At 72.8% G+C, this 12,287-nt stretch carries 12 protein-coding genes; 10 read left to right on the top strand and 2 right to left on the bottom strand.

Annotated features, from left to right (window positions below; all coding sequences use genetic code 11):
• Positions 1 to 3: 3 nt before the first annotated feature.
• Positions 4 to 876 (top strand): undecaprenyl-diphosphate phosphatase, encoded by an 873-nt coding sequence (locus AC1RSJ_RS06865; protein ID WP_493117600.1) that lies wholly within the window; start codon positions 4 to 6, stop codon positions 874 to 876.
• Here AC1RSJ_RS06865 and AC1RSJ_RS06860 read toward each other — a convergent pair.
• Positions 839 to 1,306 carry a VanZ family protein gene (locus AC1RSJ_RS06860; RefSeq protein ID WP_493117599.1) on the bottom strand — a complete coding sequence of 156 codons (468 nt, stop codon included), beginning with the start codon at positions 1,304 to 1,306 and terminating at the stop codon, positions 839 to 841. The genes AC1RSJ_RS06865 and AC1RSJ_RS06860 overlap by 38 nt on opposite strands.
• A gap of 3 nt (positions 1,307 to 1,309) precedes the next feature.
• Positions 1,310 to 2,173 (bottom strand): proteasome assembly chaperone family protein, encoded by an 864-nt coding sequence (locus AC1RSJ_RS06855; protein WP_493117598.1) that lies wholly within the window; start codon positions 2,171 to 2,173, stop codon positions 1,310 to 1,312.
• A 109-nt stretch (positions 2,174 to 2,282) separates the two neighbouring features.
• Here AC1RSJ_RS06855 and AC1RSJ_RS06850 point away from each other — a divergent pair, with 109 nt between their 5' ends.
• The 9 genes from AC1RSJ_RS06850 to lnt all read left to right on the top strand — a co-directional run bounded on the left by AC1RSJ_RS06850 (position 2,283) and on the right by lnt (position 12,253).
• The gene (locus AC1RSJ_RS06850; RefSeq protein WP_493117597.1) at positions 2,283 to 2,951 is read left to right on the top strand and encodes an HAD family hydrolase; all 669 of its coding nucleotides are present in this window, start codon (positions 2,283 to 2,285) and stop codon (positions 2,949 to 2,951) included.
• Positions 2,948 to 3,955 carry a tRNA (adenine-N1)-methyltransferase gene (locus tag AC1RSJ_RS06845; RefSeq protein ID WP_493117596.1) on the top strand — a complete coding sequence of 336 codons (1,008 nt, stop codon included), beginning with the start codon at positions 2,948 to 2,950 and terminating at the stop codon, positions 3,953 to 3,955. The genes AC1RSJ_RS06850 and AC1RSJ_RS06845 overlap by 4 nt, the downstream gene beginning before the upstream one ends.
• A 33-nt stretch (positions 3,956 to 3,988) precedes the next feature.
• Positions 3,989 to 4,921 carry an FKBP-type peptidyl-prolyl cis-trans isomerase gene (locus AC1RSJ_RS06840; protein ID WP_493117595.1) on the top strand — a complete coding sequence of 311 codons (933 nt, stop codon included), beginning with the start codon at positions 3,989 to 3,991 and terminating at the stop codon, positions 4,919 to 4,921.
• A gap of 79 nt (positions 4,922 to 5,000) precedes the next feature.
• Positions 5,001 to 6,002 carry a helix-turn-helix transcriptional regulator gene (locus tag AC1RSJ_RS06835; RefSeq protein WP_493117594.1) on the top strand — a complete coding sequence of 334 codons (1,002 nt, stop codon included), beginning with the start codon at positions 5,001 to 5,003 and terminating at the stop codon, positions 6,000 to 6,002.
• The gene (locus AC1RSJ_RS06830; protein WP_493117593.1) at positions 5,995 to 7,041 is read left to right on the top strand and encodes a helix-turn-helix transcriptional regulator; all 1,047 of its coding nucleotides are present in this window, start codon (positions 5,995 to 5,997) and stop codon (positions 7,039 to 7,041) included. The genes AC1RSJ_RS06835 and AC1RSJ_RS06830 overlap by 8 nt, the downstream gene beginning before the upstream one ends.
• Positions 7,042 to 7,124: 83 nt before the next feature.
• The gene (locus AC1RSJ_RS06825; RefSeq protein WP_493117592.1) at positions 7,125 to 7,367 is read left to right on the top strand and encodes a twin-arginine translocase TatA/TatE family subunit; all 243 of its coding nucleotides are present in this window, start codon (positions 7,125 to 7,127) and stop codon (positions 7,365 to 7,367) included.
• A gap of 52 nt (positions 7,368 to 7,419) precedes the next feature.
• A complete protein-coding gene (tatC, locus tag AC1RSJ_RS06820; RefSeq protein WP_493117591.1) occupies positions 7,420 to 8,175 on the top strand; it encodes a twin-arginine translocase subunit TatC in 756 nt (251 codons plus the stop codon).
• Positions 8,172 to 10,631 carry a DEAD/DEAH box helicase gene (locus AC1RSJ_RS06815; protein ID WP_493117590.1) on the top strand — a complete coding sequence of 820 codons (2,460 nt, stop codon included), beginning with the start codon at positions 8,172 to 8,174 and terminating at the stop codon, positions 10,629 to 10,631. The genes tatC and AC1RSJ_RS06815 overlap by 4 nt, the downstream gene beginning before the upstream one ends.
• Positions 10,631 to 12,253, top strand: coding sequence for an apolipoprotein N-acyltransferase (lnt, locus tag AC1RSJ_RS06810; RefSeq protein WP_493117589.1), 1,623 nt, complete (start codon positions 10,631 to 10,633; stop codon positions 12,251 to 12,253). Before AC1RSJ_RS06815 ends, lnt begins: the two co-directional genes overlap by 1 nt.
• Positions 12,254 to 12,287 lie beyond the last annotated feature (34 nt).

Genomic DNA, 12,287 nt, shown 5'->3' with positions numbered 1-12,287 from the left:
CTCGTGAACTTCCTCGATGCGGTGATCCTCGGGCTCGTGCAGGGCCTGACCGAGTTCCTGCCGATCTCCTCCAGCGCCCACGTCCGCATCGTCGGCGAGCTGCTCGGCGTCGGCGACGCGCAGGGCGATCCGGGCGCTCGCTTCACCGCGATCATCCAGCTCGGCACAGAGCTCGCCGTGCTCGTCTACTTCTGGGGCGACATCGTCCGGATCGTGACGACGTGGGCGAGGTCGCTGCGGCACACGGAGCTGCGCAGCGACCCGAACGCCCGGATGGGGTGGTTCATCATCGTCGGGTCGATCCCGATCGTGGTGCTCGGACTGCTGCTGCAGAACCAGATCGAGACGGTGTTCCGCTCGCTCTGGGTGGTCGCGATCACGCTCATCGTGTTCGGCCTGCTGCTCGGCGTCGCGGACGCGATCGGCAGCCGCGAGCGGCGCCTCCGCGACCTGACCTGGCCGCACGCCGTCGTGTTCGGACTCGCCCAGGCGCTCGCACTCGTGCCGGGCGTCTCGCGCTCCGGCGGCACGATCACCGCCGGGCGGTTCCTCGGCTACGAGCGGCCCGCCGCCGCGCGCTACTCGTTCCTGCTGGCGCTGCCGGCCGTCTTCGGCAGCGGCCTCTACGAGCTGTACAAGGCGGTGAAGGAGCCCTGCACCGACGCGCTGGTGAAGGCGGGCACCTGCACGGCCGAGGTGTTCTCGCCGCTCGAGACCGGCATCGCGACGGTCGTGGCCGGCCTGGTGGGCTTCGCGGTCATCCACTTCCTGCTGCGCTACCTGAACCGCGGCTCGTTCCTGCCGTTCGTGATCTACCGCGTGCTGCTCGGCGGCGTGCTCATCGTGCTGCTCTCGACCGGCGCGATCGCCGCCTGAGCAGCGCGATCACGGCGACGACCAGGGCGCCGAGGATCACGCCCGCGGAGTCGGCCGCGATGTCGCGCCAGTCCGCGGTCCGACCCGGCAGCAGCGCACCCTGCGCGAACTCGACCGCGGCCGATCCGGCGATCCCGGCCACCGGGACCCACCAGCGGAGCCGGCCGCCGGCGAGCAGGGCGAGGATGACGCCGGCCGGCACGAACAGCGCCACGTTCGCCGCCGACTCGATGAGCGCGTAGGCGGTCTGCCGGTCGAGCCCGACACCGGCGACGACGTCGACCAGCCAGCGCGCCCGCTCCCCGCCCGGGCCGTCGACGTGCTCCGGCCAGAACAGGATGGCGGCGAGCGCCACCGCGTACAGCGCCGCGAGCGCGATCCCCGCGCCGCGGGCACGCCGGTGCCGCGCGGCCGCGTCCACGGCCGTCACGGCTCAGATCCCGGCGGGGCCCGGCGGGCGCTCGGGGCCGCCGCGGCCGTCACGGCGGCGCAGGTAGCGCTCGAACTCCTCGGCGATGGCGTCGCCGCTCGCCTCCGGGGCGTCGACCGTGTCGCGCGCCTGCTCGAGCTGCTCGATGTAAGCCGCCATGTCCTCGTCGTCCTTCGCGAGCGCGTCGATCCCGCTCTCCCAGGCGGCGGCGTCCTCCACGAGCGAGCCGCGGTCGACGCTGAGCGCGAGGAACTCCTCGAGCTTCTGGATCAGCGCGAGGGTGGCCTTGGGGGAGGGCGCGTTGTGCACGTAGTGCGGCACGCTCGCCCAGATCGACAGCGACGGGATGCCAGCGCGCTCGGCGGCGTCGCCGAGCACCGAGAGGATGCCGACCGGGCCCTCATAGCTCGAGGCCTCGAGGCCGAAGCGCTCCTGCAGGTCGTCGTCCTCGCTCGAGGCGAACACCGAGATCGGTCGGGTGTGCGGCACGTCGGCGAGCATGGCGCCGAGGAACACGACGCCGGTCGCGTCGATGGCGAGCAGCTTGTCGACGATCTCCGCCGCGAACGTCTTCCAGCCCCGCGACGGCTCCGTGCCGAGCAGCAGGTGCGGCCCGTCGGCGGTCGGCGCGAACAGCGTCACCTCGGGCCACTCCAGCCGCCGGCGCCCGTCGTCGTCGATCGCGACGCTCGGCCGGTTGAACTGGTAGTCGAAGTAGTCCTCGCTCTCGACGGACGCGATCACGTGCGCCTCGAGCTGGTCGCGCAGCGCGCGCAGCACCCCGCTGGCGGCCTCGCCGGCGTCGTTCCAGCCCTCGAAGGCGACGACGACGACCGGTCCGCTGCCGAAGGCGCTCTGCTCTGCCACGCGGTGGCCCTCCTGCTCCCGCCGGCTGTCGCCGGCTATCCCACCAGGATAGGACGCCCTGCTCGGGAGCCGCCGGGACCGCCGTCCGTCCGCCGTAGACTCATCCGTCGTGACCGACGACCTCCCCGCCGCCGTCCTCTTCGACATGGACGGCACGCTCGTCGACACCGAGCCGTACTGGATGGAGGCCGAGACCGAGCTCATCGAGAGCTGGGGCGGCACCTGGACGCACGAGGACGCGCTGAGCCTCGTCGGCAACGGCCTCATGGACTCGGCGATGATCCTGCGCTCGCGCGGGGTCGACCTCGAGCCGCAGGCGATCATCGACCTGCTGACCGACCGGGTGCTGGCGCGCATCGACGAGCACGTGCCATGGCGCGACGGCGCCCGCGAGCTGCTCGCCGAGGTGCGCGCCGCCGGCATCCCGACCGCACTCGTCACGATGTCGATCGGCCGGATGGCGGAGCGCGTCGTCGCGGCGATGCCGGAGGGCTCGTTCGACGTGATCGTGCCCGGCGACGGCATCCCGGCCAAGCCGCTGCCCGATCCGTACCTCCTCGCCGCCGAGCGCCTCGGCATCGACGTGCGCGATGCCGTCGCCATCGAGGACTCGGAGCCCGGCGTCGCCTCGGCGGTCGCCGCCGGCGCCTCGACGATCGCGGTGCCGATGCACATCGCGCTGCCGGAGAGCCCCGCGTACACGCTGTGGGCCGACGGTCCCGCCGGCCGCGGGCTGGCCGACCTCGTGGCCGTGCACGCGACGAGGAGCCGGGCATGAGCGGCGAGCGCCGCCGGAGCGGCCCGTTCGCGCCGGGCGACCGCGTGCAGCTGACCGGCCCGAAGGGCCGCCTCAACACGATCACGCTCGAGGCGGGCAAGGACTTCCACTCGCACCGAGGCTTCGTGGCGCACGACGACCTGATCGGGCAGCCCGACGGCTCGGTCGTCGCGAGCTCGAGCGGCGACCACTACCTCGCGCTGCGCCCGCTGCTCGGCGACTTCGTGATGTCGATGCCGCGCGGCGCCGCGATCGTCTACCCGAAGGACGCGGCGCAGATCCTCTCGCTCGCCGACGTGTTCCCGGGCGCCACGGTCGTGGAGGCCGGCGTCGGCTCCGGCGCGCTGTCGCTCTGGCTGCTGCGCGGGATCGGGCCCGAGGGCCGGCTGCTCTCCTTCGAGCGCCGGCAGGAGTTCGCCGACATCGCCAGGGCGAACGTCGCCGCGTTCCTCGGCGCCGTGCCGGACAACTGGTCGATCGGCATCGGCGACCTGGCCGAGGCGCTGCCCGAGGCCGTCGAGCCCGGCACCGTCGACCGGGTCGTGCTCGACATGCTCGCGCCGTGGGAGTGCCTGCCCTCCGTGTCCGACGCCCTCCGCCCCGGCGGCGTGCTCATCTGCTACGTCGCGACGGTGACCCAGCTCTCGCGGGTCGCGGAGGCCATCCGCTCGACCGGGCTCTACACGCACCCGGATCCGGTGGAGACGCTCGTGCGCGGCTGGCACGTCGAGGGGCTCGCCGTGCGACCGGACCACCGGATGGTCGGGCACACCGGCTTCCTGGTCACGGCCCGCCGCCTGGCACCGGGTGCGGTGCTGCCGTCCCTGCAGCGCCGGGCCTCGAAGTCGGAGTACGACGACGAGGACGTGGAGCTCTGGACCCCGGGCGCCCTGGGCGATCGCGACCGCAGCGACAAGCGGCTCCGCCGGGTCGTCCGCGACGCCGAGGCGCTCGCCCGCGGCACGGGCGCCGACCCGGGGATCTCACCGGATCCCAGCCGATAGACTCGATCCGCTCATCCTCCGGAAGGACCCTCAGTGCGCCGCATCGCCTCCGTGCTCGCCGCCGCCGTCGTGCTCGCAGCCGGCCTGACCGCCTGCTCGACCACGGTCAACGAGTCGCGCGACAACGCCGTCTGCGGTCCGTACACGTCCGGCTCCTCGAGCGACGCCGTCAGCGCGCGCTGGTCGGCCGCCGGCCCGAAGGTCAGCTTCCCGACGCCGCTCGAGACGAAGCGCACGCAGCTCTCCGTGCTCCGCGAGGGCACCGGCACGCAGCTGCACGACGGCGACATCGCGCAGGTCGGCTACACGCTCTCCGTCGGCAAGACCGGCGAGGCGATCGAGACCTACGGCTACGACGTCTTCTTCCCGCGCACGGTCGGCCACGACGACGCCATCGGCAAGGCGCTCGAGTGCCGCACCGTCGGCACCCGGGTCTCGCTCGTGACGACGGCCGACGACCTCCTCGGCAAGGCCCAGGCGGAGCAGGCCGGCATCGCCGGCAGCACCGTGCTCGTCATGGCGTTCCAGGTGCTCGACGCGTTCCCCGGCAAGGCGGACGGCGTCAACCGCCTCCAGGACAACTCGCTGCCCGCGGTCGTCACCGCGACCGACGGCCAGCCCGGCATCGTGCTGCCGAACGTCAACAAGCCGCCGACCACGTTCCGCACCGCGGTCGTGAAGGCCGGCGGCGGCGCCGAGCTGAAGAAGGGCGAGAGCGCCCTGGTGCAGTACCAGTCGTGGACCTGGGACTCGACCGCGACGGTCGGCCAGTCGTCGTGGACGACCGCCCGCCCGCAGGTCGCGAAGGTCGGCGAGGTGCTGACGGGGAGCGACGGCACGTCGCTGCCGTTCCCGACCCGCCTCGCGGGCGAGACCGTCGGCTCGCAGGTGATGTTCGTCTACCCGGCCAGCCAGGGCTCGCAGACCACCGTCTGGGTGGTCGACATCCTCGGTGTCGTCGGCTGACGCGCTAGCCTGACTCCGCGGCGGACGGCTCGCCGCATGGACACGGCCGGGTGTCCTCCTCGACCATAGGATTCCTCTCGTGTCGGACACCCCCGCCCCGCGCATCCCCGTCGAAGAGCGCCTCTTCAGCCTCGTGCTCGCGCTCCTCGCGTCGGACGCCGGACTCACGAAGTCCGAGATCCTGACCGTCGTGCAGGGCTACCGCGGCCGCTACCGGCCCGGGCACGACAACTCCGCCCTCGAGCGCCAGTTCGAGCGCGACAAGGACGACATCCGCGACCTCGGCGTGCCGCTCGAGACGATCGAGGACCCGGGCGACCCCGGCAACAACCAGAACCTGCGCTACCGCATCCCGAAGGGCGCCTACGACCTGCCGCGCGACGTGCAGTTCTCGCCGGAGGAGCGCGCGCTGCTCGACCTCGCCGCGATGGTGTGGCGCGAGGGCGAGGTGGCGGGGGAGTCCCGCCGCGCGCTGATCAAGCTGCGCGGCCTGTCGGCGGCCGGGGAGGCGACCGGCCCGCTGCCGGTGATCGAGCCCCGGCTGCGGCTGCGGGACCCCGCGTTCGGCCCGCTCCGCGACGCCCTCGAGCGCCACCAGCTCGTGCGCTTCCCGTACCTCAAGCCGGGGGAGGCCGAGGCGCGCCAGCGCGAGGTGATCCCGCTCGCGGTCGTGCAGTACCAGGGCCGCTGGCACCTCTCCGCCGAGGAGCCGGACACCGGGCTGCGCAAGAACTTCCTGCTGCGCCGCATCGTCGGCAAGGTCGTGCTGAAGGGCGCGGCGCCCGCGCCGCGCACGGAGGGCGATTTCTACGCGGAGGCCGTCGCCGGCCTCGAGCGGGTCTGGAGCGAGAGCGTCGCCGAGGTGCGCACCGAGCCCGACACCGACGCAGCGCGCCGGCTGGGCCGCCGTCGCGGCGCGGAGGACCTCGGCGACGGACGGCTGCGGCTGCACTGGGTCGACCTGGCGATCCTCGCCGACGAGCTCGCCGCCTTCGGCCCCGAGGTGGTCGTGCTCTCGCCGCCGGAGCTGCGCGCCGCCGTCCTCGAGCGCCTCGAGCGGACGGAGGCCGAGCATGCCTGAGCCGGAGCAGCCGGAGCAGCCGAAGCGGAGCGCGAAGGCCGCCGCGAAGAATCCCGGGCGCCGCAAGCAGGCCGCGCCGCCGCTGACCGCCCGCGACCGCCTCGGCTTCCTGCTGACCCTGGTGCCCTGGCTCGTCGAGAACGACCGGGTGACCGTCGACCGCGCCGCCGCCCACTTCCGGGTGGCGCCGGAGGTCATCCGCGAGTCCGTGCGCCTCATCGCGATCAGCGGCGTGCCCGGCGACACCGCCGCGTACCAGCCCGACGACCTGTTCGACATCGCCTGGGACGACTTCGAGGAGCGCGACGAGATCGTGCTGACGAACCTCGTCGCGATCGACGACTCGCCGCGCTTCTCCGCCCGCGAGGCGGCCGCGCTCATCGCGGGCCTGCAGTACCTCTCCGCGCTGCCGGAGAACGCGGACTCCGCGGTGATCGCCACCCTGACCGCGAAGCTCTCGCTCGGCGCGAGCGGCGAGATCGCGCCGTTCGGCGTCGAGCGGGCGCCCGAGACGGACGCCACGCTCGCGCTCATCCGGTCGGCGCTCGAGCGCGGGGTGCAGGTCGAGCTCGACTACCGCAGCGCACGCGGCGAGACGGAGCGCCGCCGGGTGGACCCGCTGCGCCTCGAGAGCGTCGACACCGACTGGTACCTCCGCGGCTGGTGCCATTCCCGCGAGGCGCTGCGCACCTTCCGGCTCGACCGGATGGCCGACGTGCAGGTCACCGACGCGCCGATCGAGCACCGCGCCGACCAGGTCGCCCTGCCGGAGACGCTCTTCGAAGGGTCGCCCGACGACCTGCCGGTCGTGATCGAGGTCGCGCCGTCAGCCCTGCCGCTCGTCGAGGACTACCTGCAGGACGCGCCGACGAGCGAGCACGACGGCATGGTGCGGGCGAGCCTGCACGTCACGTCGTACGAGGCGCTCGCCCGGCTGGTGGCCGGGATGTCGGGCGTCGCGCGCGTCGTCGAGCCGCCGGAAGCCCGCGCGGCCGTCGCGGCCTGGGCGCGCGCCGCGGCCTCGCACTACGCGGGCTGAACGCGGCCCCGGCGCACCGGCGAACCGGTGGTTCCCGGGTTACACTGTCCCGACAACGTCGTCCCGACCCGAGGATTGAGGCCATGGGCATCTTCAGCAACCTGACCGGCTGGCACTTCCTGATCGTGCTGATCATCGTGCTGCTCATCTTCGGCGCGACCCGGCTCCCCGCTCTGGCTCGCAGCCTCGGGCAGTCCACCAAGATCCTCCGCGATGAGCTGAAGGACGGCGCGAAGGACGACACCAAGGTCGAGTCCACGAGCGCCGAGGCCCCGAAGAGCGAGGCCGCGTCGACGACGAGCGGCTCCTCCGACAAGACCTCCTAGTCTGGCGACGGTGGCCGCGGGCACCAGGCGGAGCCGCAATCCCGAAGGACGGATGTCCCTCATCCAGCATCTGCTGGAGCTCCGCAAACGACTGTTCTTCGCCGCGCTCGGCGTCCTGCTGGGCGCCGTCGCGGGGTTCTTCCTGTTCGACCCCGCATGGGAGTACCTGCAGACCCCGATGCGCGTCGTCGCGAACGCGAAGAACCACGGGCTCTCGAGCATCAACTACACGTCGATCTCGGGTGCCTTCGACGTGCGCATGCAGGTCGCGATCACGATCGGGCTGGTCGTCTCGAGCCCGGTCTGGCTCTATCAGGTGTTCGCCTTCGTCGTGCCGGGCCTGAACCGGCGCGAGAAGGGCTACATCTTCGGGTTCTTCTTCTCGGCCGTGCCGCTGTTCCTGCTCGGCTGCGCGGCGGGCTTCTTCGTGATGCCGCACATCGTCGAGCTCATGACGAGCTTCGCGCCGCCGAACGACACCACGATCATCGACGCGAAGAACTACCTCGACTTCGTGCTCAAGCTCGTGATCGCCACCGGCATCGCGTTCGTGCTGCCGGTGTTCCTCGTGCTGCTCAACTTCATGGGCATCATCGAGGGCAAGACCATCCTCAAGAGCTGGCGCTGGGCGATCCTCGCGATCACCCTGTTCACCGCCATCGCGACCCCGGCCGCCGACGTGCTGTCGATGTTCCTGCTCGCGGTGCCGATGGTCATCCTCTACTTCGCCGCAGTGGGCATCAGCATGGGCCACGACCGCATCGCCGCGCGCAGGAGGGCGGCGCTCGAAGCCGGCCAGTACGCATGAGCGCTCCGTCCCCGGCGGAGCGCTACGCGGCGTTCCGCGCGGGGCGCGGGTCGAAGCGGCTGGAGGCGTTCCGGGCGGGGCTGAGCTACGACCTCGACCCGTTCCAGCTCGCGGCGTGCCGCACGCTGGAGGAGGGCCGCAGCGTGCTCGTCGCCGCCCCGACCGGCGCGGGCAAGACGGTGGTCGCCGAGTTCGCGGTGAACCTCGCGATGTTCGAGGCGCGCGACAAGGTCTTCTACACGACGCCGATGAAGGCGCTGTCGAACCAGAAGTACGGCGAGCTCGTGCGCGACTACGGCAGCGATCAGGTCGGGCTGCTCACCGGCGACAGCAACGTCAACAGCTCGGCGCGCATCGTCGTGATGACGACCGAGGTGCTCCGCAACATGCTCTACGCGGACTCGCCGCTGCTGCGCGACCTCCGCTACGTGATCATGGACGAGGTGCACTACCTCGCCGACCGCTTCCGCGGGGCGGTGTGGGAGGAGGTCATCATCCACCTCCCGCCCGAGGTGCGGATGGTCTCCCTCAGCGCGACCGTCTCGAACGCCGAGGAGTTCGGCGACTGGCTGCAGGCCGTGCGCGGCGACACCGACGTGATCGTGTCGGAGGAGCGGCCGGTGCCGCTCGACCAGCACGTGCTCGTGCGCGCGAAGCTGCTCGACCTGTTCGACTCGTCGGGCACGGCGGCCACGAACCGGGTGAATCCGGAGCTCGCGCGGCAGGCCTCGATCGGCGTCCGCGAGAGCGGGGGCTACCGGGGCGGGGGCCGCGGCGGCAACCACCGGCGCGGATCGGGCGGATCCGGCTCGGAGGGCACGCGCTCGTGGAGCGAGACGCGGGGGGAGCGGGTCGAGCGGCCCGAGATCATCAAGATGCTCGAGGGGCGCAACCTGCTGCCCGCCATCTTCTTCGTGTTCAGCCGCATCGGCTGCGACAGCGCCGTGAAGCAGGTGGTGCGCTCCGGCCTCCGCCTCACCGAGGCGTGGGAGCGCGACGAGATCCGCGCGATCGCGGAGGAGCGCTGCCGGAGCATCCGCGACGAGGACCTCGGCGTGCTCGGCTACTGGGAGTGGCTCGAGGGCCTGACCCGCGGCGTCGCAGCCCACCACGCCGGGCTGCTGCCGGCCTTCAAGGAGGTCATCGAGGAGCTGTTCCAGCGCAAGCTCGTCAAGGTCGTCTTCGCGACCGAGACGCTCGCGCTCGGCGTGAACATGCCCGCGCGCACGGTGGTGCTCGAGAAGCTGGAGAAGTTCAACGGCGAGAGCCGGGTGCCGATCACGCCGGGGGAGTACACCCAGCTCACCGGCCGCGCCGGCCGCCGCGGCATCGACGTCGAGGGCCACAGCGTCATCCAGTGGACGAACGGGATGAACCCGCAGGCGGTCGCCTCGCTCGCCTCCCGCCGCAGCTACCCGCTCAACTCGAGCTTCCGGCCGACCTACAACATGGCGGTCAACCTCATCGAGCAGTTCGGCCGCGATCGCACCCGCGACGTGCTCGAGTCGTCGTTCGCCCAGTTCCAGGCCGACCGAGCCGTCGTCGACCTGGCGCGCATGGTGCGGTCGCAGGAGGAGTCGCTCGCCGGCTACGGGCAGGCGATGACCTGCCATCTCGGCGACTTCGCGGAGTACTCCGGCATCCGCCGCGAGCTCAGCGACCTCGAGCGCAAGGCGTCGCGGGACCGCGCCGCGAGCCGCTCCGACCAGGACAAGCGCCAGCGCCGGATGCAGGAGCTGCGCCGCCGGATGAAGCAGCACCCGTGCCACGCCTGCGCCGAGCGCGAGGCGCACTCGCGGTGGGCGGAGCGCTGGTGGCGCCTCAAGCGCGAGACGGACGGCCTCCGCCGCCAGATCGACGGCCGCACAGGCGCGGTCGCCCAGGTCTTCGACCGCGTCGGCGAGGTGCTGCTCGAGCTCGGCTACCTGACCGGCTCCGGCTCGGAGATCACCGTCGCGCCCGACGGGCGGCTGCTGCGCCGCATCTACGGCGAGCGCGACCTGCTCGTGGCCGAGTGCCTGCGCCTCGGACTGTGGGACGACCTCGACGCGGCAGCCCTCGCCGCGATCGTCAGCGCGCTCGTCTACGAGCCGCGACGCGAGTCGCCCGACTCGGGCACCCAGCTGCCGCGCGGACCCTTCCGCGAGGCGCTCGAGGCCACCGAGACGGTGCAGCAGCGCCTCAGCGTCCTCGAGGCCGAGCACCGCCTGCCGGAGAGCGACGCGCCGGCCCCCGGCATCGCGCTGGCCACCTACCGCTGGGCGCAGGGCGCGCGACTCGACAGCGTGCTCCGCGACGCCGATCTGGCCGCCGGCGACTTCGTGCGCTGGATGAAGCAGGCCATCGACCTCCTCGATCAGATCTCGCTCGTCGCGGCGGGGGAGACGGGCCGCACCGCCAGGAAGGCGATCGACGGCATCCGGCGCGGCATCGTCGCGGACAGCATGGTCGCCTGATGGCCGACCTGCTGCGGCGCGGCGCCCGCGTGCCCGGGCTCGGACGCGGCATCGCCGCGGAGGCCGCGCCGCCGAGCGCGCCGCCGCTGCCCTTCCCCGCCGCCCTCGTCGCGGCCGCCGCCGGCGGCGCCTCGCTGCTCGCCGCCTCCTCGCCGTACGACGTCTGGCCGCTCGCGATCGTCGGGGTGGCGCTGCAGCTGCTCGCGCTGCAGGGTCGCCGCGCCGGCAGCGCCGCCCTCGTCGGCGCGGTGTTCGGCGCCGCGTTCTGGTACGCGCACATCTTCTGGGCGACGGAGTTCCTCGGCCTGCTGCCGTGGGGCGCGCTCGCGACCCTGATGACCCTCTGGAGCGCCGCGGGCGCCGTGCTGATCGCCCTGGCCTACCGGTGGCTCCCGAGCGCCTGGCCGGGCGCCTGGACCCGCCTGCTGCTGCTCCCGGTCGTGGTCGGCGGGCTCTGGACGCTGCGGGAGGGCATCTCGAGCACCTGGCCCTACGGCGGCTTCTCGTGGGGCCGCGTCGCGTTCAGCCAGGCGAGCGGCCCGATCGCGCCGCTGTTCTCGTGGCTCGGCGTCGCCGGCGTGACGTTCGCGATCGTCGCCGCGACCGCCGTCGCGCTCGAGGCGGCGCGCGAGGCCCGGATCGCGGGCCTGCTCCGCGGCGCGGTCGTCGTGCTCGTCGCGATCCTGCTCGTCGGGGTGCCGCGCTTCCCGACGACGCCCGACGGCACGGTGCGGGTCGGGGCCGTGCAGGGCAACCCGAAGTCCGGCTACTTCGACCCGCCCGAGTACCAGGGCGACATCCTCCGCGCGCAGCTCCAGGCCTCCACGCCGATCCTCGGCGACGACCTCGACGTGCTGCTCTGGCCGGAGGGCTCGTCCGACCTCGACCCGAACCGGGTGGCCGAGGCGGCGCGGGTGTTCGACGGGCTCTCCGAGCGGATCGACGGCCCGGTCATCGCGGCGACGGTCACGACCCACGGCGGCGAGTACTTCAACACGTCGTTCGAGTGGGTCGCCGGCAAGGGCATGGTCGACCACTACGACAAGCGCCACCCGGTGCCGTTCGGCGAGTACATCCCCGACCGCGCGTTCTGGCGCCCGTTCGCACCCGACCTCATCGATCTGGTGCAGCGCGAGTACACACCCGGCACGACGGATGCCGTCATGGATCTCGGCAGGGTCGTCGCGGGCATCTCGATCTGCTTCGACATCGTCGACGACCAGCTCGTGCGCGACACGGTCGACCAGGGCGCCGGCGTCATCTTCGCGCAGACGAACAACGCCGACTTCATCGGCACCGACGAGAACCTGCAGCAGCTCGCCATCGCCCGCATCCGCGCCATGGAGACCGGCCGCGCGGTCGTCAACATCTCCACGGTCGGCACGAGCGGCGTGATCCTGCCCGACGGGCGCGTGACCCGCCAGGGCCCGATCGACACCCCGTACACGATCGTGACGGATGTGCCGGTGCGCACGGGCACGACGCCCGCGGTGCTGCTCGGGCGCCAGTTCGAGCAGCTCGTCTGCGGCGTGGGCCTCACCGTGCTGCTCGCGGCGTTCGCCGCGACGCGCGGCCGCCGCGCCACCCGGCCTCCGGGCACGCCGAAGCGCCGGCGGGGCTGAGCCCGCCGGCGCGCTGAGGTGTGCTGGTGCTGGT

It is taken from the genome of Schumannella sp. GW821-FHT10F01, assembly GCF_058809295.1.
The sequence above is the reverse complement of the archived record's forward strand: the minus strand, read 5'-3'. Positions and strand labels throughout refer to the sequence as shown.

Bases quoted from the DNA above. Each gene is read 5' to 3' on its own strand.
- AC1RSJ_RS06845 (WP_493117596.1), top strand. From the start codon at position 2,948: ATGAGCGGCGAGCGCCGCCGGAGCGGCCCGTTCGCGCCGGGCGACCGC.
- AC1RSJ_RS06815 (WP_493117590.1), top strand. From the start codon at position 8,172: ATGAGCGCTCCGTCCCCGGCGGAGCGCTACGCGGCGTTCCGCGCGGGG.
- lnt (WP_493117589.1), top strand. From the start codon at position 10,631: ATGGCCGACCTGCTGCGGCGCGGCGCCCGCGTGCCCGGGCTCGGACGC.
- tatC (WP_493117591.1), top strand. From the start codon at position 7,420: ATGTCCCTCATCCAGCATCTGCTGGAGCTCCGCAAACGACTGTTCTTC.
- AC1RSJ_RS06830 (WP_493117593.1), top strand. From the start codon at position 5,995: ATGCCTGAGCCGGAGCAGCCGGAGCAGCCGAAGCGGAGCGCGAAGGCC.
- AC1RSJ_RS06825 (WP_493117592.1), top strand. From the start codon at position 7,125: ATGGGCATCTTCAGCAACCTGACCGGCTGGCACTTCCTGATCGTGCTG.